Here is a 22,893-nt window from a genome sequence, read left to right as displayed (position 1 = left end):
TCTCCTCTTCTTTTAGGATTTTAAAATAATGATATAATGAAAAGGATACTATTATCAGTAAGTACGGCAGCATTGTTTTTTGCATATTCATGCAAGAATTCTCAAAATTCAAAACAGGATACAGTTCAGCATCAGGTTGTAAAAAGTAATATTACAGATGAGCAATTGATGGACAAAGTGCAAAAAGATGCATTGAAGTATTTCTGGGATTATGCAGAGCCGAATTCAATGTTGGGAAGAGAGCGTTATCATGAAGATAATATTTACCCTGATAATGATAAACATGTAATTACTACAGGGGGTTCAGGATTTGGTTTGGCTACAATTTTGGTTGGTGTGGAAAGGGGTTTCGTTCCAAGGAAAGATGCCGTAAAAAGATTGACCAGAATCATGGATTTCCTGGCTAAAGCAGACCGCCATAAAGGTGCATGGTCACATTGGATCAATGGAGAAACCGGAAAAACGGTTCCTTTCGGAAAAAAAGATAATGGCGGAGATTTGGTGGAAACTGCATTTTTGACTTCGGGGATTTTAATGGTCCGTGAATATTTTAAAAACGGAAATGCAGAAGAAAAAACACTTGCTCAAAAGTGTGATGAGTTATGGAAAGGAATCCAGTGGAACTGGTATACCAAAGGCGGTGAAAAAGTATTGTACTGGCATTGGTCACCCGAGTATCAATGGGAAATGAACTTTCCGCTTGAAGGCTATAACGAATGTTTGATTACTTATATTTTAGCGGCTTCATCACCTACTTACTCCATCGATGCGGAAACTTATTATAAAGGTTGGACAAGAAACGGAACTTATCTTACGGATAAAACAAAATATGGGTTACCATTATATGTGAAACATAACTACGCAGAAGAATATGGGGGACCTTTATTCTGGGCACACTATTCATATATAGGTCTGGATCCTACGGGATTATCTGATAAATTGGTGAAGAATTATTTTGACCTGAATAAAAATCAGGTTCTTATAGATTATAAATATTGCGTTGAGAATCCAAAACAATGGAAAGGTTATGGTCCTAACTATTGGGGATTAACAGCAAGCTATACTAGAAATGATGATGGAGGAACAGGCTATACTGCACATATGCCATCTAATGATAACGGAGTAATTACTCCTACGGCGGCTTTAAGCAGTTTTCCATATACCCCAAAAGAATCTATGGATTTCCTGAGATTCATATATACTCAAAAACCTCAATTTATAGGTTCAGCAGGACCATATGATGCTACTTCTATCAACTATGACAATTGGTTTACACCAAGATATTTAGCGATTGATCAGGGTACCATTGCTCCAATGATAGAAAACTATAGAACCGGATTTTTATGGAAATTGTTCATGAATGCGCCGGAAATTCAACAAGGATTAAAAAAATTAAGTTTCAAATCAACAAAGTATGGAATAAAATAGCTTGAAATTTTAATCCATCAAAGAGACAGATTTTAACCGTTTAAAAAAACAATATTAATCAGGCTTTAGCCAAAATCTAAAACCTAGTATGAAATATAAACTGAAACATATAGCACTTCTTTTTTTGCCATTTTGCATGGGCTTACAGGCACAGGAAATAAAAGCGGAGCTTAACAAAGAAGTTAAAAAGATTGAAAAAATATCTTATATATTGGATTATCCTCAGAAAACAAAAGGGAATGTTCCCCTGATAGTATTTCTTCATGGCTCAGGAGAAAGAGGAGACAATCTTGAGCTGGTAAAAGCACACAGTCCGTTCACTTATAAAAACCTGATCAAAGAACCGGTAGCTATTTTAGCACCGCAATGTCCTGCCAATTCATGGTGGAATACAGAGACTTTGTATCAGTTAATTAAAGAAATTCAGTCCAAATATAAAATTGATGCATCCAGAATTTATCTTACCGGTCTTTCCATGGGAGGTTGGGGAACCTGGAAACTGGCGATGGAACATCCGGAAATGTTCGCCGCAATAGCTCCTGTTTGTGCGCCTTCGGATCGCGTGATGGAAGCGAATGTGGACCAATTTAAAAACCTGCCTATCAAAATTTTCCATGGAGGGAATGATGATATTGTTTCACCCATTAATTCCATCAATATGTATCAGGCAGTGAAAAAAGTAAATCCAACCGCAAGTTTAACTATTTTCCCGGATGATAATCATAATTCCTGGGATTCCACTTACTCGGATCCTAAATTCTATGAGTGGATGTTGTCACAAAAGAAACCTAAATAATAAAAATTAAGAAGACAGATTCATGAAATTGAAAATTCATGAATCCAATAAAAAATGAAGAAGTTATGAGTAAAAAGTTAATTGTAATAGCGGCTTTAGCACTAGCTCCTGTATTTTCGGCACAGGAAATGGTAACAAAACCGGTTCAGTCCTATCAGACCGCTCAATACCAGGCAAAAAGAAAAGCTTTTGTAGAAAATCTTTTATCTAAAATGACCTTGGATGAAAAAATCGGACAGCTGAATTTACCGACTTCCGGAGATTTTACCACAGGGCAGGCTCAAAGCTCTGATATCGGGAAAAAAGTAGAACAAGGTTTAGTGGGTGGACTATTCAATATAAAAGGAGCTGATAAAATCAGATCCGTTCAAAAAGTTGCGGTAGAAAAAAGCCGTTTAAAAATCCCATTGATCTTCGGAATGGATGTGATCCACGGATATGAAACCACATTCCCGATTCCGTTAGGTTTAGCCGCTTCATGGGATATGAACTTGGTACAGCAATCTGCAAGAGTAGCAGCTAAAGAAGCTTCTTCGGACGGGATCAACTGGACGTTTTCGCCTATGGTGGATATTTCCCGTGAACCAAGATGGGGAAGGGTTTCCGAAGGATCAGGGGAAGATCCGTATTTAGGAAGTGAAGTCGCTAAAAATATGGTATATGGTTATCAGGGGAAGGACCTATCCCTTAGTAGTACTATTTTAGCCTGCGTAAAGCACTTCGCATTATATGGAGCCGGTGAAGCGGGTAGAGATTACAACACTGTAGATATGAGCCATGTAAGAATGTTCAACGAATATTTTCCCCCCTATAAAGCTGCTGTTGATGCGGGAGTAGCTTCTGTAATGGCTTCTTTCAATGAAGTAGACGGAGTTCCGGCAACAGGAAACAGATGGCTTCAGACTGAAGTTCTTAGAAAAATGTGGGGCTTCAAAGGATTTGTAGTAACAGACTATACTGGGATCAATGAAATGACCGAGCATGGAATGGGTGACCTTCAGCAGGTTTCTGCATTGGCTTTAAAGGCTGGAATTGATATGGATATGGTAGGAGAAGGCTTCTTAAAAACGTTGAAAAAGTCACTAGATGAAGGAAAAGTTACCCAGGCTGAAATAGATGCGGCAACAAGAAGAATCCTTGAAGCAAAATATGATTTGGGATTATTTGATGATCCATACCGTTACGGAGATGCAAAACTGGCTGCTAAGGAAGTTTACAATATGGAAAACCGCAACATTGCCAGAAATGTTGCAGCACAGTCGATGGTTTTAATGAAAAATGAAAACCAGGTGCTTCCTTTGAAAAAATCAGGAACTGTGGCTGTCATTGGTCCTTTGGTAAATAATTCATTAAATATGGCCGGAACGTGGAGTGTTGCAGCTAAACATGATCAAGCTGTTTCCTTAATGCAGGGACTTCAGGCCAATTTCGGAAAAGAAGTGAAATTCCTTTCCGCAAAAGGTGCTAATATTGATTATGACGCAAAATTGGAAGATATCTATGCTGCTCATGGTAAAAAAACAGACAGAGACAACCGTTCCAAAGAAGTTTTATTGAAAGAGGCCGTAGATGTAGCCAATAAATCGGATGTTATTGTCCTTGCCATCGGAGAATCCGCTGAAATGAGCGGAGAATCTTCTTCAAGAACTGAAATTACCATCCCGCAATCTCAGGTTGACCTTTTAAATGAATTGAAGAAAACAGGAAAACCAATTGCAGTAGTGCTTTTCACAGGTCGTCCTTTAGCGTTAACGAACATCAAAGATACTCCTGATGCTATTTTGAATGTATGGTTTGCGGGTTCTGAAGCCGGAAATGCTATTTCAGATGTATTATTCGGGAAAGTAAATCCTTCGGGAAAACTTCCGATGACCTTCCCGAGAAGCCTAGGACAGGTTCCTATTTATTACAATGCTAAAAATACCGGACGTCCCTTAGCTCAGGATAAAGTGGACAAATGTGTTTATGAAAGATTCCGTTCCAACTATATGGATGAGTGTAACACACCATTATATCCTTTCGGTTATGGATTAAGCTATACGAAATTCAATTATTCTGATATCGCTATTTCCAATGCCAATCCGAAAGGAAATCAAACTATTCAGGCTTCTGTTACGGTAACCAATTCCGGGAACTATGATGGAGCAGAAGTGGTACAGCTATACATCAGAGATATGGTAGGAACCATTACAAGACCAGTAAAAGAATTGAAAGGATTCCAGAAAGTATTCCTGAAAAAAGGGGAATCTAAGAAAGTAACCTTCGAGATTACCCCGGAAAGTTTGAAATTCTACAACGGAGAATTAAAATACGATTGGGAACCAGGAGAATTTGACATCATGATCGGAACCAATTCCGATGAAGTGAAACATTCAAAAATCAACTGGAGCAAATAAAATAGATAAAAGCCATTCTTTTGAATGGCTTTTATCTTGGTATGATTTTTACTAATATTGTTCTGACTAATACAAGAAATATGAAAAAAACAATTTTATTAAGTGCTATGTTCCTGGGTACGTTAACTTTCGCACAAAAAGTAGGAGGAGACAGAGATTCACACGGATGTATTGGCTCTGCGGGGTATACCTATTCTCAGGTTAAGAAAGACTGCGTGAGACTTTTTGAGCAGAAAATCAAATTGAATGAAGTAAAACCGAAAGGAAGTTCCACTTCTATGACTGCTGTTATTTTTAGCAAAGACATGAATCAGGCGGAAATTTTTCTTCCCGATACCAATTCCGGAAGCCTGATCCTTACTAAATTTGGAAGAAGTACCAGTAAAACCTGGAAAAATGGAAAATATACCTTGGTTCATTACAAGAAAACCGGGTATCAGCTCAAAAAAGATAATGTTGTGATTTATCAGTAAAAATTAAAATAAATTACCGATCCGTTCTTTTGAACGGATTTTTTTATGTTACTCAGTTGAAAATGTGTATATTGGTTTTACCAAATTATGCGGGATCCGAAAAGCACATAGAGTAGGAAAAACTAAAAATCATTAATATGAAAAATCTAAAAAAACTTACAAAAAAAGAATTGAAAACAGTGTATGGAGGTATTCCTCAATGTTTACCAGGCTATTACTGGTGTTCAGTGCTGAGAAAATGTATTCCTGTGGGATCAGACTGCGGTATTTCAATTGAATAATCTTAAAAAATATTAGATTATTATAATCAAAAACAAAAGTCGTCTGTGGGCGGCTTTTTTGTTTTAGAATCTTCGTAATCCGCTCAAATCAGCGAGAAAAATGAACCTTCTCAACCAAATCAAAAAAGTACAATCCCCAATTTTTATCTCTCACCGAAAAACCTTATTTTTGCATATCTAAAAAGTAAAAGAAAGAATGAATTCCTACAAAAATCCATTGGAAGAGCGCTATTCCAGTGAAGAAATGTTATTTAACTTCTCACATAATAACAAATTCCGTACCTGGAGACAGCTTTGGATTGCTCTTGCTGAAATCGAAAAAAACTTAGGTCTTGAAATCACAGATGAGCAGATTGCTGAGTTAAAAGCTAATGCTGAAAACATCGATTACGATAAAGCTGCTGAATATGAGAAGAAATTCCGTCATGATGTGATGGCTCACGTTCATACCTATGGTGATGTGGCGCCTTCAGCAAAAGGAATTATCCATTTGGGAGCTACTTCGGCATTTGTAGGAGATAATACAGATTTAATTCAGATTCGTGACGGACTTTTGATTCTCAAGAAAAAGTTGGTTAACGTGATCAAAAGTTTAGCAGACTTTGCGATTCAATATAAAGACCTTCCAACATTAGGATTTACTCACTTTCAGCCTGCACAGCTAACAACAGTAGGTAAAAGAGCAACACTTTGGCTGCAAAGTTTAGTTCTGGATATCGAAGAGCTTGATTTCTTCCTTGAAACATTGCGTTTCAGAGGGGTAAAAGGAACTACGGGAACTGCTGCAAGTTTCTTGGAGCTTTTCAATGGAGATTATTCTAAAGTAAAACACTTAGATAAAGAGCTTTCAAAAAGATTCGGTTTCGATAAAGTGTTTGGAGTTTCTGGTCAGACTTACGACAGAAAAATTGATGCTAAAGTGGTGGCTTTATTATCAAACATTGCTCAGTCAGCCCATAAATTCACCAATGATTTACGTTTGCTTCAAAACCTTAAAGAAATTGAAGAACCATTCGAGAAAAACCAGATCGGTTCATCCGCAATGGCGTACAAACGTAACCCAATGAGAAGCGAAAGAATCGGAGCGTTGGCGAAATATGTAATGTCTTTAACCACAAGTTCTGCAATGGTAGCTTCTACACAATGGTTTGAAAGAACATTGGATGATTCTGCCAACAAAAGATTAACGATTCCTCAGGCTTTCTTAGCGGTTGATGCTATTCTATTGATCTGGAACAACATCATGAACGGAATTGTGGTATATCCGAACAGAATTAATAAACATATTGAAGAAGAACTCCCTTTCATGGCGACGGAATACATCATCATGGAAGAAGTAAAAGCGGGAGGAGACCGCCAGGAAATCCACGAAGTGATTAGAGTTCACTCCATGGAGGCCTCCAAGCAGGTAAAAGTAGAAGGAAAAGAAAATGACCTGATTGAAAGAATCTTAAACGACGATTCTTTAAAACTGGATAAATCAAAATTAAAAGAAGTATTAGACCCTAAAAACTTTATCGGGTTTGCTCCGATTCAGACGGAAGAATTCATTAAAAATGAAGTTCAGCCGATTTTGGACCAGAACAAGGACCTGATAGGATTAGAGGCTGATCTTAAAGTATAATATCGTATGCAGTCTTTTCGGCTGCATATTTTTTTTCAAACCAAAGAATATGAAGAAATTACTTTTGCTGATCATATGGATACCGATGCTTGCTTTCTCACAGGAAAAAGAAGTGTTGAGGTATTTTATCACAAAAGATACTTTGGTTGGGGTGAAAAATCAGAAGGGAGAAATCATTGTTCCGGCACAGTTTAGAATTTATTCAATACTCGAAGATGGAGATCCCGTAAAAGGAAATACCATTTTTTTTGACGGCTGGAAAAAAGATGTAGGTCATGAAAAGAATATGTGGGGATATGTCTATGATCGAAAAGGAAACTTTTTATACAGACCTTATTTTTATGATAATGGTGCCGATTTTTTTGAAGAAGGAGTACAAAGATTCGTTAAAAACGGGAAAGTAGGGTTTGCAGACAGAAACGGAAAAGTGGTTATTGAACCTGAACATGATTTTGTTTCTCCTTTTAATTATGGATATGCTGCTTTTTGCGACGGATGTGATTGGGAGAAAACAGAGGACGAACATAAAGCAATCGTAGGCGGGACATGGGGCGTAATGAATTTCAAAGGCGAAATTGTACAGCCTATAGCAAAGAAATCTGAGAAAGATGTGAAACTGGATGGAAAATATTATCCATATCCATTCGGGTACAATGAAAAGGAGAAGAATATCCTTCAGTTTTTCGAAAGGCAGAACAAGTTGTTATCAGATCTGCATTATGTGAACTTCTACCCAAAGCTGTCTGAAAATGAGAAGAAATTGTTCTTCGAGATTGTAGAAAGACCTAAAGAAAACTTTCCTTATTATAAGGTCTATGCGTACGATTACAATAAGTACTCAACAAGTTTAATGAAGTTTATAGTTTCGGAAGACGGCAAAAAAGTATATGAAGTGAGCTTTTTTGATGAGGATGAAAAGACTCCTTTTGAAACATGGCTGAAAAAAGAAATAAAAGCGGCCATACAATATCAGAAAGAGCATCCGGATAACCCCAATAAATTTAATAAATAAGTCTAATAATATTTAATATCTGACATCTAATGTCTAATAACAAAAGAATTTTCGTAGAAAAAAGAGGAATTTTCGATGTAGAAAGTCCAAAAATTTTTGATGAAGTAAAAGCGGTTGTACCGTCCGTGAAAACCGTAAAAGTGTACAATGTATACGATATTTTCGGATTGAATGATGGAGAATTTGAAAAAGTGGTCAACAGTACATTCGTAGATCCTGTTACTGATATCCTTCACACAGAAAATCCGTCAACAACCATTCATTTCGCCATGGAATTTTTGCCTGGCCAATACGATCAGCGTGCAGATTCAGCACAACAATGTATTGCTTTATTGACGGAGAATGAAAAATCAAAAGTAAGAAGTGGAAAGCTGATCGAGTTTGAAGGAGTTTCAGAAACAGATTTAGCTAAAATCAAAGATCTATTGATCAATAAAGTAGAATCTCAGGAAAAAGACCTTACTATTCTGGACATTCCTGCGGAAGAGCAGCCTTCAAAAGTGATCGTGCATGAGAATTTCATCAGCTTCAATGATGCTGAACTGGAAAGCTTCTACAACAATCATGGTTTTGCTTTGGGATTGGACGACCTGAAATTCATTCAGGAATACTTCAAGACAGAACAAAGAAACCCTACGGAAACTGAGTTAAAAGTATTAGATACGTATTGGAGCGACCACTGTCGTCACACTACTTTTGAAACGGAATTGTCAGATATTCAGTTTGAAGGAAAATTCAAACACACATTGGAAACTATTTTCAATGATTATATCGAAAAAAGAAAATTCTTAGGCCGTGAATTAAAGCCAATCTCCTTAATGGATTTGGCAACCGTTTGCGGAAGATATTTCCATAAAACCGGAAAGCTTGAAAATCTTGTTGTTTCGGACGAGATCAATGCTTGTACCATCCAGATCGAAGCGGAATACGATGGTAAAAAAGAACCATGGTATTTGCTATTCAAAAACGAAACCCATAATCACCCGACGGAAATTGAACCGTTTGGTGGAGCTTCTACATGTCTTGGAGGAGCTATCAGGGACCCGTTATCAGGAAGATCATTTGTTTTCCAGGCAATGAGGTTAACGGGAGCGGCAGATGTATTAGAACCGGTTGATCAGACTCTACCTGGAAAATTGCCTCAAAAAACCATTACAAAACAAGCTGCCAACGGATATTCTTCTTATGGTAACCAAATTGGCTTGGCTACAACAATGGTTTCTGAGATCTATGATGAAGGATATAAAGCCAAAAGAATGGAAGTAGGTTTTGTTACCGGGGCTGTTCCTGTAGATTGGGTGAGACGTGAAAAACCTGCCAATGGCGATTCTATCATCATTTTAGGAGGAGCAACTGGCCGTGATGGTGTTGGGGGAGCAAGCGGAAGTTCAAAAGAACAGGATGAAACCTCTATTCATACCATGAGTTCAGAAGTTCAGAAGGGAAATGCCGTAGAAGAAAGAAAAATTCAAAGACTATTCAGAAAACCTGAAGTAACGAAGTTGATCAAAAAATCCAATGACTTTGGAGCAGGAGGAGTTTCTGTAGCGATTGGAGAAATTGCAGACTCATTAGAAGTCAACTTAGACGTTTTACCATTAAAATATGAAGGATTAAACGGAACCGAACTTGCAATTTCCGAATCTCAGGAAAGAATGGCGGTAGTTGTTGATCCGAAAGATAAAGAACAGTTTATCAAATATTGCGAAGCAGAGAACATTGTCGCTGTAGAAGTGGCAAAAGTGACCGATTCCGGAAGAATGCAGATGTTCTGGAAAGGAGACAAGATCGTTGATCTTTCAAGAGAATTCCTGAATACCAATGGGTGCTCTAAAAATCAGGAAGTGAAAATCACACATCTTGAAGAAGTGAAAGCTGACAACCAGTCTTTCACAGAAGAAGCATTCTTACAGATTTTAGCAGACAAAAATGTAGCATCCCAGAAAGGATTATTGGAAATGTTTGACTCTTCCGTTGGAGGAACAACCGTTGCAATGCCTTTAGGAGGTAAATACCAGCAGACCCTAATGGAGGGATGCGCTCAAACATTGCCTATTTTAGGAGCTAAAGACATCGAAACGGTTTCTTTAGCGAGTTGGGGATTTGATGCCGAAATATCCAAGCAGAACTCATTATTGGGAGCATCTTATGCGGTAGTGGAAAGTGTAGCGAAGATCGTTGCGATGGGAGGCGATTATAAAAATATCAGATTAAGCTTCCAGGAATATTTTGAGAAATTAGGCCAGAATCCTGAGAAATGGGGTAAACCATTAGCATCGCTTTTAGGAGCTTATGACGCTCAAATTAATCTTGGTTTAGCAGCAATCGGAGGGAAAGATTCCATGAGTGGAACCTACCAGGATCTGAACGTTCCCCCGACGTTAATTTCATTCGCTTGTGCAAATGGTGAAAAGAAAAATATCATCTCTCCGGAATTTAAACAGGCCGGAAATAAAATCTATTTCTTCAACCATATTCCGCAGGAAAGCGGGCTTCCCAATTATGAAAGTTTAAAAGCTGTTTTTGAATTCATTTTTGAAAATATCAAAGCTGGAAAAATAGTTTCAGTTAAAACAATCAAAGAAGGAGGTGTAGCCGTAGCGTTAGCGAAAATGAGTTTCGGAAACAAATTGGGTGCAGAAATTAATGGAGCTGATGAAAGCACATTATTAGCTAAAAATATCGGTAGTTTAATCATAGAATCTACAGAGGAATTGAATTCTGTAAACCTTCAATTGATTGGTGAAGTTAAAAATTCAAATGTTTTGAAAATCAGTGATTTTGAGTTTGAAATCGAAAAATTACTTGATGTTAATACAAAAACATTTGAGAACCTTTTCCCAACCATTGAAAAAGAGAAAATTACGGTTGAAATCGATGAGAAATTAAATTCAGTTACCCCAAGAAATATCATCATTAAAAAACACGGGATTGCTCAGCCGAGAGTTTTCGCTCCGGTTTTCCCGGGAACAAACTGCGAGTACGAAACGTTGAATGCATTCCAAAAAGAAGGTGCTATTGTCAACAGTTTACCGTTAAAAAATATCAACCATCAGTTGTTGGATGAAAGCATCGACGCATGGGTGGAAGAAATTAAACAGTCCCAGATTTTAGCGTTCTCCGGAGGTTTCTCTGCAGGGGATGAACCGGATGGTTCTGCTAAGTTTATTGTGAACGTTTTGAAGAATGAAAAAATGAAAAATGCGGTTCACGATCTGTTAGAAAGAGATGGTATGATCATCGGGATCTGTAACGGTTTCCAGGCTTTGATTAAATCCGGATTATTGCCTTATGGACAAATTAAAGACTTAGATGAAAATTCCCCGACGTTAGCTCACAATGCCATCAGAAGACACATTTCTCAGATGGTCAACGTAAAAGTGGTGAATGATGAAAGTCCGTGGCTGAAAGGAATGAAAGATCAGGTATTCACGATTCCGATTTCTCACGGAGAAGGACGTTTCATGGCTTCTCAGGAAGAAATTGAAAAGCTGTACAAAAATGGACAGGTAGCAACGCAGTACATTGATTTTGATGGAAATATTGCTCATGGAATGCCATTCAATCCAAATAACTCTTTATTCGGAATTGAAGGAATCACCAGTACATGCGGTAAGATTTACGGTAGAATGGGACACCCTGAACGTTTTGCAGAAGGCTTAATGAAAAACATTCCGACAGCGAACTATCACAACGTCTTCAAAAACGGAGTTGAGTATTTCAAATAAGAAATAGTAATAACAAGTATAGAAAATGACTGTCAGTAATGGCAGTCATTTTATGTATTAGCATTCTTTTTCTCCATAAATTTGAGCAAAATATTTAAAAAACATATGAAAAAAATGAGGTACGGATTATTCTTCGGCGACAGCATTACGTACGGAGAATATGACGGAGTTTTCGGTGGCTGGGTAGATATTCTGAAAAGATATGCATTACAGCAATTTCATGAAGGAAAAGATGAGCTTATTCTTTTTAATCTGGGAATTGGTGGCGAAACGACAGAAGGATTGATAAAAAGAATTCCCCACGAATTAAGCGCACGAAATGCTGCTGATGGAAATATTGTCTTTATAGCCTACGGAGCCAACGATCTGGCTGCCAAAGAAGGAGAGAAACTGGTGAAACCTGAGCAATTCAAAAGTAATATTCTGACAGCTATTCAACATGCTAAACAATTTTCTCAGGATATTTACCTGGTAAGCATTTTGCCTTTTTCCTCAAAATTAGACGGGGTGGTTTCAGCGACCGGAAAAATGAGGAAAAGTAATGATGTGCTGTTATATAATCAGATTCTTCAGGATATTGCCATTGACAATGCACTCACCTATGTGGATTTTTATACTGCATTGTTAGAAGATAAAGAAATTTTACTTTCCGGAGACGGCGTTCATCCTAATGAAAAAGGATATGGAATGATGGCGGAAATAGTAATACCAATCATTGAAAAATACTTATAATGCCTTATTTGTTTTCTTACGGAACGCTGCAAAAAGAACAGGTGCAGATGGAGACTTTTGGACGGTTGCTAAACGGACAAAGAGATATTTTAACAGGGTATCGGCTAAAGATGCTGGAAGTTACTGATCCTGAAGTACTGCGAAAAAGCAATCAGAAATATCACCCGATTTTAGAGTTTTCCGGAAATACCGAGGACGAAATAGAAGGAATATTATTTGAAGTTACCGACGAAGAAATTCTTCAGGCCGATGAATACGAAGTGGATGATTATAAAAGGATTGAAACTGTTTTTAAATCGGGAAAGAAAGGATTTATATATGTTGCAAAGTAATATTTTTCCAAGTAATGTGATATATTGAATTAATTGCTACCTTTATCATTCACAAATCTCAATTGAATATGAAAAATTTAAAAAAACTTGGAAGACAAGAACTGAAAAATGTAAAAGGGGGATCAGGTTTATCATTGATCATTTATCCAACAGATGAAAACGGATATTGCAGTACACCGCCATATATTTCTTATTGCGCAAAATTTGACGGTTGTTTAACCCCGGAATCATGGGATCAATACTGTTCCTGACAATAAAAGCATTCTCCCGGGAATGCTTTTTTAATTAAAAATATATTTCCAGTAAACAATAATTCCAACGATCACAGAAGCAAGGGTCATCAGCAAAACGGCTCCGGCTGAGATATCTTTAATAAAGCCGATTCTTTTATCAAACTCCGGCTGAACGATATCACAGATCTTCTCGATCGCAGTATTAAAAATTTCGGCACTTAAAACACCGAAAGAAACAATGAGGACGAGTGCAGTATCGACGGTAGAAAGGTTTAAATAAAAAATCAGGAAAAGATTGATAAAAAAAGCAACAACCTCAATCTGGAAATTCCTTTCACTTTTCAGCATCAGGAAAACACCCCGGAAAGCGTTGAAAATACTATGATGAACAGGCGGTTTTCGCATGAGTGTATTTTTAAGCAAATATAAAACTTGTCGGGCAATGAATTGTTTTTAATTATTGAATTCCGGTAATTTTACTTAATTTTAGAAAGGAAAATATTCCGTTACAGGAATTTTGAACCCTGATATCTGGTTTGAAAACAGACTAATGAACTTTGTTAAAAACTCATAGATATTATTTTTTTCTTTCTTGCATCTATTTATTATATTTGTAAAAACTTATTATTAAAATCTATGAAATTTATTATTTCAAGTGGTGAACTGCAGAAGGCTTTGCAAACTGTAAGTGGCGTAATATCAAGCTCTCAATCGAGACCTATTTTAGAAAACTACCTTTTTGAGTTAAACGAAAATAATGTTACCATTACAGCATCTGATGGCGAAACAACTCTTGTGACTTCTCTTGAGGTGAAGTCTGAAGATTCTGGGAAATTTGCCGTTCCTGCTAAGATTTTTCAGGATTTTATCAAAACCTATGGCGAACAGCCTTTAACGTTTTCTGTAAAAGATAATGCGGAAGGAACCGGAAGCCAGTTAGAGATTTTGGATGAAAAAGACAACTTCGCAGTAGCACTGGATAATGCGGATGATTATCCTGAATTGCCGGAATTTGATGCCGCTCAAAGTGTAACCATGTCTGCAGGAGTTTTATCCGAGGCATTAACGAACACCCTTTTTGCAACAAGTAACGATTCTCTTCGTCCGGTAATGACAGGGGTACTTTTCCAGTTTGGCGAAAATGAAACCAATTTCGTTTCCACAGATTCTCACAGATTAGTAGTGTATAAAAGAACTGATCTGATGAATGTAGAACCGATGGAATTCATCATGCCTAAAAAGCCTCTAACAATTTTCAAAAATATCTTAGCAAGTTCGAGTGATGATGTTACCATCGAATTCAATGAGAATATGGCGAAGTTTACTTTCGGGAAACATATCTGGATCTGTAGATTGATCGATGGAAAATATCCTAATTATACTGCGGTAATTCCAAAAGAAAACCCAAATGTATTGACGATCAACAGAAATCTTCTGTTAGGTGCTATTAAAAGAGCATCCATCATGTCCAACAAATCTACCAATCAGGTAAGATTCAAGCTTTCCGGAAATATCCTGCACCTTCATGCAGAAGATACGGAATATGCAAACAAAGCGGATATGCAGATTCCTTGTGATTATAACGGAGAAGATATCAACATCGGGTTTAGCTCTAAGTTTTTAACGGAAATGTTGACGATTCTTGGTTCTGATGATATCACCATGAAAATGTCACAACCGAACAGGCCGGGAATCATTGAACCTCTTGACGGTCTTGAAGACAACGAAAATATCTTAATGTTATCAATGCCGGTAATCGGATTGTAATATTAAAAATAAATACGAAAAGAGGTTTGAATTTCAAACCTCTTTTTTATTTTGGGAAGGAGATAAAATCTGAAGTTGAAAACCTCTTTCGGTTTAGTACAGTGTACATAATATCTGCATAATTACCTAAATCTGCGAAAGAATAGATTTCATAAAGATATGTCACTTTAAATTCGCTTCTAAATTTCTCTATTTCTCAAAAAAACACGACATTTGTACATTCAAAAATTCAAGTAAAAATTTTCAAAATAATTTATGAAAATATCAAACAACTGGCTGAAAGACTTTATCAAAACAGAAATAAAACCTGAAAGAATCGGGGAGTTCCTTACGGATATAGGCCTTGAAGTAGAAGGGATAGAAAAGTTCGAAAGCGTAAAAGGAAGTTTGGAAGGAATTGTTGTAGGTAAAGTATTAACCTGCGAAAAACATCCGAATGCAGATAAGCTAAAAAAGACAACGGTTGAAGTAGCCAACGGAAAAGTATTGAATATCGTTTGTGGTGCTCCTAATGTGGAAGCAGGACAAACAGTACCTGTAGCTGTAGTTGGAACTAAAATTTATGATAAAACCGGGAACTTCTTTGAGATCAAGGAAGCGAAGATAAGAGGAGAGATTTCACAGGGAATGATCTGTGCCGAAGACGAATTGGGATTGAGTGAGGATCATGGTGGAATTATGGTACTGGATGAGACGAAATATGAGGTAGGGAAAAACTTTGCAGATTATTTTGAATTGACGAATGATGATGTTTTTGAAATCGGTTTAACGCCGAACAGAACAGATGCGATGTCTCATTATGGGGTGGCAAGAGATCTGTATGCGTATCTTTCAACCAACAAACAGAAATCTGAGTTTGAAAAAGTATCTTCTCAGCCTTTGAATAATGAAGGAACACATGACTTCACTATAGAAGTTGAAGATGCCGAATTATGTCCAAGATATATCGGAGCGGTGGTAGAAGATATAAAAGTAGCAGACTCTCCGGATTGGCTAAAAGACAGGCTAAAAGCCATCGGATTAAGCCCAATTAATAATGTAGTAGATATTACCAACTATATCCTTCATGGGTACGGACAGCCGCTTCATGCTTTTGATGCAGATAAAATTGCAGATAAGAAAGTGAAAGTAGGAACCGTAAAAGAAGGAACTAAATTCACAACTCTTGACGGGGTGGAAAGAACATTGAATGGTTCTGAAATTATGATCAAGGATGGTAAAAATACCCCAATGTGTATCGCTGGAGTATTCGGTGGAGCACATTCGGGAGTTTCTGAGGAAACCAAAACTATTTTCCTTGAAAGCGCTTATTTCAACCCGGTAGCGGTAAGAAAAGGAGCTAAATTCCATGGACTGAATACCGATGCTTCTTTCAGATTTGAAAGAGGGGTTGATCCCAATATCACGAGAACAGCTATTACTCATGCCATCAAAATGATCCAGGAAATAACCGGGGGGAAAATGGTAGGAGAGTTGCTGGAAGAATATCCTAAGAAAATTGAAGACAACTATGTGATCATAAGATTCTCAAAAATAGAGCAGATCTTAGGAACTAAAATTCACAGGGAAAAAGTAAAAGAAATTCTAAAGGCTCTTGAAATCCAGGTGTTGAATGAAATTCAGAATGGTTTCGAGATTTCTGTTCCGGCATACAGAGCTGATGTAACAAGAGAAATCGACGTGATTGAAGAGATTTTAAGAATCTATGGATACAATAAAATCGATGCACCACAGAAGATTTCCTTTACGCCTGTAAAGCTTAATGCACAGGATCAGGATGAGTTGGAAAACAATTGGGCAAGAACGTTACAAAGCTTAGGCTTCAATGAAGTGATGAACAATTCATTAACTTCTGTAAAAGATGAAACGGATGCGGTGAAACTGTTGAACCCGTTAAGCAGTGATTTGGCATTTATGAGAAAATCTTTATTGGAGGGGCTTCTTCAAAATGCTATCTATAATATCAACAGAAAGAATCAGGATATCAAATTTTTTGAATTCGGGAAGATCTATCATAAAAGAGAGCAATACGAAGAAAGAAAGCAATTGGCCATCTTGGTTACAGGAAGAGACGTAGCAGAAAACTGGTTACAGCCAAAATCTACGACAAGCTTCTACAACCTGAAAGCATATGTAAAGGTTCTATTGGAAAGACTTTCCATCGATTATAAAGAAGTGGCTTTATCTGATGAGAGATTCTCAGATGCCTTAGCGTATGAAACGGAAGGAAAAACATTGGTGAGAATAGGGAAAGTGTCTTCTGATTTATTAAAAGAGTTTGATATTGACCAGGAATGTTTCTATGCTGAAATTGAACTGGAATTAGCTCAGGAATTGCGTTCTAAAAACGAACTGAAGTTCAAAGATATTCCGAAATTCAACAAGATCAGAAGAGATTTGGCATTGTTGATTGATAAGAATGTGAATTACCAGGATTTGTATCAGACAGCGAAGAAAAACAAGTCGCCTTTCATCAAAAACATTAATCTTTTTGATGTATATGAAGGGAAAAATCTTCCGGAAGGAAAGAAATCCTATGCCATGAGCTTTGAGCTTCTGAATGAAGAGAAAACACTGGAAGAAAAAGAAATTTCAGAAGTTATGGATTCATTGATTAAATCTTTCCAAAAAGAATTTAATGCTGAATTAAGATCTTAATACAAAAATATATTAATGGAAGCGGGCTTTAGCCCGCTTTTTTATTACCCGAAATCTCTTGCCAAAAGCATTATTTAAAGTAATATAAAGTGTTAACAGAATTATAAAATCGGCTGAAAATCGTTTAAATAGTATATTTTCTGTAATTTTGGTTAAATCAAAAAAGAAAAAAATGAAAAACCTTTTTTTAAGTATATGTGCGGCAGCGGTCTTAGCATCGTGTGGAGCAATGTCCGGTTCGTCCGCTTCGAAAGTAGGTAAATCTCAACCATCAATAGCCAATACAAAATGGACGTTGGCAGATAATGTAAAAGGGAAAATTCCTACATTAAATATTGAAGGAGAAAAGCTGAATGGAAATGCAGGATGCAATAATTATTTCGGGACAGTGAAACTGGATGCTTCTACAGGTAGTTTTTCTGCCGGGCAAATGGGTTCTACAAGAATGATGTGTGATAATATGAGCGTAGAGAAGAACTTTATGGATATGGTAGGAAAGGCGAATAAATATGTGATTTCCGGGAATACGCTGGAATTATATCAGGACAATTTATTATTATTGAAATTTAATAAATCAGAATAAAAAAATAAAAGGAACTCCGCGGAGTTCCTTTTTTTATAGGTATAATAATTTTCTTATTCTTCCTCTTCCTCGTCGTACTTAGCCAACTCTTCATCACACCATTTGAAAGCAGCCTCTACCACTTTAGTAGCTTCATCTGCCATAGTTTCTTCATCGTCGCCTTCCAAATCATCTAGCCACTCAACTTCTTCTTCCTCAACGTTTAAGATAAATCTTGGGTATTCTGTATGAACCACGAATAAATCTTCTGGAAATTCCGAATTATCTGCTAATAAAAATTTTGGTAATTTCATTTTTTTAATGTTTTAACTTTCTCAAAGATAATAAAATTATTGATATTTACTCCTGTCAGTTCTAATTTTTGTAAAATTTTATGAAGGATATTATCTGCTGTTTATAGTAAAAATGACCACCATTTTCATGATGATCATTTATTTTATGATTTGCTTTATTGTCGCTTTATTTTAAAAACATCTTGGAAACTTTCTCCGCTTTTTTGCTTTCTGAATAATCATAGAATCCTTCTCCCGATTTCACACCCAGTTTTCCGGCCATTACCATATTTACTAATAATGGATTGGGAGCATATTTAGGGTTTTTGAAACCATCATACATCACATTCAAAATAGCCAGACAAACATCAAGACCGATGAAATCTGCCAATTGAAGAGGTCCCATTGGATGGGCCATCCCTAATTTCATTACCGTATCGATTTCCTCAACACCTGCCACTCCATTGTAAAGCGTTTCTATAGATTCGTTGATCATCGGCATCAAGATTCTGTTTGCCACAAATCCCGGATAATCATTTACTTCCACAGGAACTTTTCCTAGCGTTTTACTCATTTCATAGATCACATCGAAAGTTTCTTTTGAAGTAGAATATCCTTTGATGATCTCTACTAATTTCATGATGGGAACCGGGTTCATAAAATGCATGCCGATCACTTTATCCGCTCTTTTCGTTGCCGCAGCAATTTTAGTGATGGAAATAGAAGAGGTATTGGTCGCCAGAATACAGTGTTCCGGAGAAAACTCATCCATCTGCCCGAAGATCTTCAGTTTCAGATCCTGGTTTTCCGTAGCTGCTTCTACAATAAGATCCGCATTACCTGCCGCATCTTTCAATTGAGTGAAAGTAGTGATGTTTCCTAACGTTTCAGCTTTCTGTTCTTCAGTAAGGTTACCTTTTGCAATTATTCTGTCAAGATTGGTGGTAATGGTTTGTAAGCCTCTGTCTAAAGCTTCCTGAGATACGTCTACCAGGTTGACTTTAAAACCGCTTTGTGCGAAAGTGTGTGCAATACCATTCCCCATGGTTCCTGCTCCAATAACTACGATGTTCTTGATCATTTTTACGTATTTAATTATTTTGTTTTTTTATAGAGAGTTATATTTGTTTTTTTTGACAGATCAGATTGAGTAACGGGTGCCGATTCTTCGAAATAGACAATTCCGTCTCTGCTTTCATTCCTCTTATCGTTTTGTGCTTTTACAACGGCTTTCAACCCTTTGATAAAATTACTTTTCTGAGTTTTGGATAGTTTATCAATCCCGATATAAAAACTGAATTCACCTTCTCTGCCTAATCCCGATTGTTCATAGATTTCAAAAGCTTTCAGCTTATTTTTCTTTTGGAACTGGGTAATATAGTTCATTACCGGAACATCAGAAGGCGGACCGCAGCAAATGCTTCCATAACTTACTTCCAGGTAATTCTGATTCTTTTGTGAGTAAAAGAAAGAAAAACACAATACACTTAATGTCAATACAATTTTTTTCATGACAATGGCTTTTTAAGAGCGCTTAAAATTAAGCTTTAAAATTTACTTATTAAAATAATCCCAAACCACTTTGGTCACATCAGAAACAATTTTACAGTTTACTGCATCTGTTTCTGTGGAATTACTTACGAATACAGCTATTGCAAAATGTTTACCGTTCGGTAAAGTAACGATTCCCATATCATTTTCTGCACCTGTTAAGCCCTCTTTATTTTTACCCGATGCTCCTGTTTTATGAGCGACAGGAGTGCCTTTCGGAAGTTGCTCAACCATTTTATTAGTTCCGGTCTTAGTTCCAAGCATGACGTTCATCAGATAATCTGTGGATTTTTTGGATAGCAGTTTTCCGTTATAGAATTTCTTTAAAACCTGTACGATGGAATGGGTGGTACTGTAATTTTCATACTGAGCATTCCAGTCTTTGTGCATTTCCTCTTCATTAAATTTGATCTGAAAGCCGGTCACTCTCTTTGAATCCATGAATTTTTGAACCGTTTTTGTTCCTCCGATTAAACGCAAGAGAATATCGCAGCCATTATTGTCACTCATAGCAACAGTGTAATCTATGATTTCACCAAGGGTGAGTTCTACGTCTCCGTTTGGATATTTGTCGCGCATAGGTGACCAGGTGTTTTCCAGAAGATCGGATTTTTTTACCAATATTTTCTGATCCAGGGAAAGTCTTCCTTTATCTACAAGTTCCAGAACAGCACAAGCAATATGAAACTTAAAAACACTTTGCATAGGCAGCTTCTTCTCTCCGTTTTTCTGATATTGGAAGCCATTTTCAATTCCAAGGACTGAAATCCCTACGGTTGCCTTTTTATCTTTAAGAATTGTATTGATTTTCTGTTCCAGAACTGAATTCTGTGCCCATATAAAAGAGGAAATCAACAGGAAAAGTAAGCTTATTTTTTTCATAGTACTGATTTAAAAATAAATCCCTTTTAGATTCTAAAAGGGATTTGCAATTTAAGATATTTCTTATTGTACTTCAAAATAATTCAGATTGGTTCCATCATTTTCAAAGACGATCCTTATTTTGTTTTCACCTTTTTTAAGATGAACTCCTTTTACAGAAGTGGTTTTCCAGTTTTCATTTCCGCCTGTAGAAGCCAATGTTGCCGTTGCCAATTGTTTTCCTGAAGCATCTTCAATTTTTATTTTTGAATCCTTACTTCCCGAATATCTGATGTTAAAAGTATAATCCTTATCTGTTTTACCGGTAATGGTGTATTGAAGCCATTCTCCGGTTTCGGTTTTCCCAATGTAATATTGATTGGTGATTTTGTCATTACATAAATAAATATCCACGCCGTCATTTCTCATCTGCTGACCGGAATTCCAGTCTGACCTTTTTTCAGGATCACTTACCCAAAGATTCATGTAGTCTTTATCGGAATAAGCAGACCCCATTCTTCCCAAATCATATTCCGAGGCAAAAATTCTTCCCGGTGCCTGATGATTTTTAAAAGGTTTGGTTGATTCTTCCTTTGTTTGTCGGAACATCGCATCAGTCACATCATTTTTGATCTCAACATTACTGAATTTGTAATTATCGGCAATTTTCATCAATGCTTTGTAGGCAAAATCCCTGGAAGGTTTTTCCCCTCCGTTTTTCCAGTAATCTAATAGTTTTTGATACTCAGGAGTGATTTTTACATTGGTAATTCCCGCGATATTATCAATCTTCTTCATAGGCCAGAAAGCATACCCGATATTGTGTTTATCCAGCAGACGGATCAATTCTGTAAACCACACATTGGAATTTTCCCCGGTTTCTCCCAGCCAGATCGGAATATTGTGCTTCTCTCTCAGTTCTAAAGCAAACTTCAGGGTTTCATCATTATTATAGTTCCAGTATTTATGGAAGCTGAATACCATATTGTTGTCCCAAAGAGGGATCAGTCCGTTGTAATTATTTCCCCATCCGTTTCCTTCAATAATAATGATGTGTTTTTTATCCACCTGTCGGATGGCCTCTGTGATTTCTTTTTGTAATTTCCAAAGTGGTGCATTGGACATTTCATCCGTTCCGTTCGGATTTTTGCCGGTAAAATTGATGTTAGGCTCATTGATCAGATCATAACCGCCGATCCATGGCTCATTCTTATATCTTTCAGCCAGTTTTTTCCAAAGGGCAATCGTCTTTTTCTGGTTCTCTTCACTTTCCCAAAGGGATGGCTTGGATTTATCATTGTCGGAAATATTCACATCATTTCCTTGTCCGCCAGGAGCGGCGTGTAAATCCAGGATCAAATAGATTTTGTTGTCTGCACACCATTTCAATAGATCATCCGTCATCTTAAATCCTTCTTCCAGCCAGGTATTTTGTCCTTTTACAGGTTCTTTCTCAATAGGCAGTGTGTAAAGATTATAATGCATCGGAAGCCTGATTGAGTTGAATCCCGCTTTCGCAAGAAAATCAATGTCCTGTTTCGTAATGCCGTTTTTAAGATAGGCTTTGTAGAAATCATTCATTCCGTCTTCACCTACCAGCTCGGCAATTTTCTCTTTGATTTTATATTGCGGACCGGCAAAATCAGCTGTTTTCAGCATATATCCTTCCTGCAACATCCAACCTCCGAGACCAAGACCTCTCAGCTGGATATTTTCACCTTTATCATTAATAATTTTTTGACCATTTGTTGTTAGTAATTGTGATGTCCCAAATTGAGACAATAATAAAGCGGATAATAGGATGGCTCTTTTCATAGTAGTTTTTTAATTATTAATAGTTAGGGGATTTAAATTTTAAACATAATGAATAGTGACTCCGTCATGGGAATCTACATTCACGCCATTGATTTGGACAGGAATCCAGCGGGTTTGTAAAACAAATTCTTTCAACTGTTTATTGAATTGCTTTTCAAATATATTGTTTTTTTTGTTCCGAAACCTGCTTTGTACTGTTAAATCTTTAATTTCTCTATTTTTAGTAAGGATGAAACCGGCGAAAGTATGAGAATAAGTTACAAACTATCTCGTAGCCGCTTTTCTTAGAAGGGCTACAAGACAGAATGGTAATACTACTTATTGTGAATAAAAAAAGGGAAGGTTGTAATT

Annotated in this window: 20 protein-coding genes; 14 read left to right on the top strand and 6 right to left on the bottom strand. The window is 36.9% G+C overall.

Going from position 1 to position 22,893, the window contains the following annotated elements; all coding sequences use genetic code 11:
* Positions 1-36 precede the first annotated feature (36 nt).
* The 11 genes from EGI05_RS04425 to EGI05_RS04375 all read left to right on the top strand — a co-directional run bounded on the left by EGI05_RS04425 (position 37) and on the right by EGI05_RS04375 (position 13,053).
* Entirely contained in the window at positions 37-1,428 is a 1,392-nt protein-coding gene (locus tag EGI05_RS04425) for a glucoamylase family protein (RefSeq protein ID WP_123261840.1), read from the top strand.
* 88 nt (positions 1,429-1,516) lie between these two features.
* Entirely contained in the window at positions 1,517-2,224 is a 708-nt protein-coding gene (locus EGI05_RS04420) for a carboxylesterase family protein (protein WP_123261839.1), read from the top strand.
* A 65-nt stretch (positions 2,225-2,289) separates the two neighbouring features.
* Positions 2,290-4,620, top strand: coding sequence for a beta-glucosidase BglX (gene bglX / locus EGI05_RS04415; RefSeq protein WP_123262572.1), 2,331 nt, complete (start codon positions 2,290-2,292; stop codon positions 4,618-4,620).
* An 80-nt stretch (positions 4,621-4,700) separates the two neighbouring features.
* A complete protein-coding gene (locus tag EGI05_RS04410; RefSeq protein WP_123262571.1) occupies positions 4,701-5,093 on the top strand; it encodes a hypothetical protein in 393 nt (130 codons plus the stop codon).
* A 137-nt stretch (positions 5,094-5,230) separates the two neighbouring features.
* Positions 5,231-5,374, top strand: coding sequence for a bacteriocin-like protein (locus tag EGI05_RS04405; protein WP_123261838.1), 144 nt, complete (start codon positions 5,231-5,233; stop codon positions 5,372-5,374).
* Positions 5,375-5,570: 196 nt separating this feature from the next.
* Positions 5,571-6,998: an adenylosuccinate lyase gene (purB, locus tag EGI05_RS04400; RefSeq protein ID WP_123261837.1), complete on the top strand. Its 1,428-nt coding sequence runs from the start codon at positions 5,571-5,573 to the stop codon at positions 6,996-6,998.
* Positions 6,999-7,047: 49 nt separating this feature from the next.
* Positions 7,048-8,010: a WG repeat-containing protein gene (locus EGI05_RS04395; protein WP_123261836.1), complete on the top strand. Its 963-nt coding sequence runs from the start codon at positions 7,048-7,050 to the stop codon at positions 8,008-8,010.
* A 29-nt stretch (positions 8,011-8,039) separates the two neighbouring features.
* The gene (locus tag EGI05_RS04390; protein WP_123261835.1) at positions 8,040-11,738 is read left to right on the top strand and encodes a phosphoribosylformylglycinamidine synthase; all 3,699 of its coding nucleotides are present in this window, start codon (positions 8,040-8,042) and stop codon (positions 11,736-11,738) included.
* A gap of 105 nt (positions 11,739-11,843) precedes the next feature.
* The gene (locus tag EGI05_RS04385) at positions 11,844-12,470 is read left to right on the top strand and encodes an SGNH/GDSL hydrolase family protein (RefSeq protein ID WP_123261834.1); all 627 of its coding nucleotides are present in this window, start codon (positions 11,844-11,846) and stop codon (positions 12,468-12,470) included.
* Positions 12,470-12,802 (top strand): gamma-glutamylcyclotransferase family protein, encoded by a 333-nt coding sequence (locus EGI05_RS04380; RefSeq protein WP_123261833.1) that lies wholly within the window; start codon positions 12,470-12,472, stop codon positions 12,800-12,802. The genes EGI05_RS04385 and EGI05_RS04380 overlap by 1 nt, the downstream gene beginning before the upstream one ends.
* Positions 12,803-12,870: 68 nt before the next feature.
* Positions 12,871-13,053, top strand: a complete 183-nt coding sequence (locus EGI05_RS04375) for a bacteriocin-like protein (RefSeq protein ID WP_123261832.1) — start codon at positions 12,871-12,873, stop codon at positions 13,051-13,053.
* A 30-nt stretch (positions 13,054-13,083) separates the two neighbouring features.
* On the opposite strand, the gene EGI05_RS04370 is transcribed toward EGI05_RS04375, so the two are convergent.
* Positions 13,084-13,440: a diacylglycerol kinase family protein gene (locus EGI05_RS04370; protein WP_123261831.1), complete on the bottom strand. Its 357-nt coding sequence runs from the start codon at positions 13,438-13,440 to the stop codon at positions 13,084-13,086.
* 231 nt (positions 13,441-13,671) lie between these two features.
* Here EGI05_RS04370 and dnaN point away from each other — a divergent pair, with 231 nt between their 5' ends.
* From dnaN to EGI05_RS04355, 3 genes are all read left to right on the top strand, one after another.
* Positions 13,672-14,802: a DNA polymerase III subunit beta gene (gene dnaN, locus EGI05_RS04365; protein WP_123261830.1), complete on the top strand. Its 1,131-nt coding sequence runs from the start codon at positions 13,672-13,674 to the stop codon at positions 14,800-14,802.
* Between the two features lie 255 nt (positions 14,803-15,057).
* Positions 15,058-17,460 (top strand): phenylalanine--tRNA ligase subunit beta, encoded by a 2,403-nt coding sequence (gene pheT, locus EGI05_RS04360; RefSeq protein WP_123261829.1) that lies wholly within the window; start codon positions 15,058-15,060, stop codon positions 17,458-17,460.
* 172 nt (positions 17,461-17,632) lie between these two features.
* Positions 17,633-18,043 (top strand): META domain-containing protein, encoded by a 411-nt coding sequence (locus EGI05_RS04355; protein ID WP_123261828.1) that lies wholly within the window; start codon positions 17,633-17,635, stop codon positions 18,041-18,043.
* A gap of 53 nt (positions 18,044-18,096) precedes the next feature.
* Here EGI05_RS04355 and EGI05_RS04350 read toward each other — a convergent pair whose 3' ends face one another.
* The 5 genes from EGI05_RS04350 to EGI05_RS04330 form a co-directional block, all read right to left on the bottom strand.
* Positions 18,097-18,336 carry a hypothetical protein gene (locus EGI05_RS04350; RefSeq protein ID WP_007845674.1) on the bottom strand — a complete coding sequence of 80 codons (240 nt, stop codon included), beginning with the start codon at positions 18,334-18,336 and terminating at the stop codon, positions 18,097-18,099.
* 166 nt (positions 18,337-18,502) lie between these two features.
* A complete protein-coding gene (locus EGI05_RS04345) occupies positions 18,503-19,393 on the bottom strand; it encodes a 3-hydroxybutyryl-CoA dehydrogenase (protein WP_185144962.1) in 891 nt (296 codons plus the stop codon).
* Positions 19,394-19,410: 17 nt separating this feature from the next.
* Positions 19,411-19,827: a hypothetical protein gene (locus EGI05_RS04340; protein WP_123261826.1), complete on the bottom strand. Its 417-nt coding sequence runs from the start codon at positions 19,825-19,827 to the stop codon at positions 19,411-19,413.
* Positions 19,828-19,869: 42 nt separating this feature from the next.
* Positions 19,870-20,748, bottom strand: coding sequence for a CGA/CIA family class A beta-lactamase (bla-A, locus tag EGI05_RS04335; protein WP_123261825.1), 879 nt, complete (start codon positions 20,746-20,748; stop codon positions 19,870-19,872).
* Between the two features lie 63 nt (positions 20,749-20,811).
* Positions 20,812-22,542 carry a cellulase family glycosylhydrolase gene (locus EGI05_RS04330; protein WP_123261824.1) on the bottom strand — a complete coding sequence of 577 codons (1,731 nt, stop codon included), beginning with the start codon at positions 22,540-22,542 and terminating at the stop codon, positions 20,812-20,814.
* Between the last annotated feature and the right edge of the window lie 351 nt (positions 22,543-22,893).

It is taken from the genome of Chryseobacterium daecheongense (assembly GCF_003729955.1).
GTDB lineage: Bacteria > Bacteroidota > Bacteroidia > Flavobacteriales > Weeksellaceae > Chryseobacterium > Chryseobacterium daecheongense.
Note: the sequence above shows the minus strand (reverse complement) of the source record. Positions and strands in the feature narration are given on the sequence as shown.

Bases quoted from the DNA above. Each gene is read 5' to 3' on its own strand.
- EGI05_RS04425 (WP_123261840.1), top strand. From the start codon at position 37: ATGAAAAGGATACTATTATCAGTAAGTACGGCAGCATTGTTTTTTGCA.
- EGI05_RS04390 (WP_123261835.1), top strand. From the start codon at position 8,040: ATGTCTAATAACAAAAGAATTTTCGTAGAAAAAAGAGGAATTTTCGAT.
- EGI05_RS04370 (WP_123261831.1), bottom strand. From the start codon at position 13,440: ATGCGAAAACCGCCTGTTCATCATAGTATTTTCAACGCTTTCCGGGGT.
- purB (WP_123261837.1), top strand. From the start codon at position 5,571: ATGAATTCCTACAAAAATCCATTGGAAGAGCGCTATTCCAGTGAAGAA.
- EGI05_RS04330 (WP_123261824.1), bottom strand. From the start codon at position 22,542: ATGAAAAGAGCCATCCTATTATCCGCTTTATTATTGTCTCAATTTGGG.
- pheT (WP_123261829.1), top strand. From the start codon at position 15,058: ATGAAAATATCAAACAACTGGCTGAAAGACTTTATCAAAACAGAAATA.
- EGI05_RS04340 (WP_123261826.1), bottom strand. From the start codon at position 19,827: ATGAAAAAAATTGTATTGACATTAAGTGTATTGTGTTTTTCTTTCTTT.
- EGI05_RS04420 (WP_123261839.1), top strand. From the start codon at position 1,517: ATGAAATATAAACTGAAACATATAGCACTTCTTTTTTTGCCATTTTGC.
- EGI05_RS04385 (WP_123261834.1), top strand. From the start codon at position 11,844: ATGAAAAAAATGAGGTACGGATTATTCTTCGGCGACAGCATTACGTAC.
- bglX (WP_123262572.1), top strand. From the start codon at position 2,290: ATGAGTAAAAAGTTAATTGTAATAGCGGCTTTAGCACTAGCTCCTGTA.
- EGI05_RS04410 (WP_123262571.1), top strand. From the start codon at position 4,701: ATGAAAAAAACAATTTTATTAAGTGCTATGTTCCTGGGTACGTTAACT.
- EGI05_RS04380 (WP_123261833.1), top strand. From the start codon at position 12,470: ATGCCTTATTTGTTTTCTTACGGAACGCTGCAAAAAGAACAGGTGCAG.
- EGI05_RS04350 (WP_007845674.1), bottom strand. From the start codon at position 18,336: ATGAAATTACCAAAATTTTTATTAGCAGATAATTCGGAATTTCCAGAA.
- bla-A (WP_123261825.1), bottom strand. From the start codon at position 20,748: ATGAAAAAAATAAGCTTACTTTTCCTGTTGATTTCCTCTTTTATATGG.
- dnaN (WP_123261830.1), top strand. From the start codon at position 13,672: ATGAAATTTATTATTTCAAGTGGTGAACTGCAGAAGGCTTTGCAAACT.
- EGI05_RS04355 (WP_123261828.1), top strand. From the start codon at position 17,633: ATGAAAAACCTTTTTTTAAGTATATGTGCGGCAGCGGTCTTAGCATCG.
- EGI05_RS04375 (WP_123261832.1), top strand. From the start codon at position 12,871: ATGAAAAATTTAAAAAAACTTGGAAGACAAGAACTGAAAAATGTAAAA.
- EGI05_RS04395 (WP_123261836.1), top strand. From the start codon at position 7,048: ATGAAGAAATTACTTTTGCTGATCATATGGATACCGATGCTTGCTTTC.
- EGI05_RS04405 (WP_123261838.1), top strand. From the start codon at position 5,231: ATGAAAAATCTAAAAAAACTTACAAAAAAAGAATTGAAAACAGTGTAT.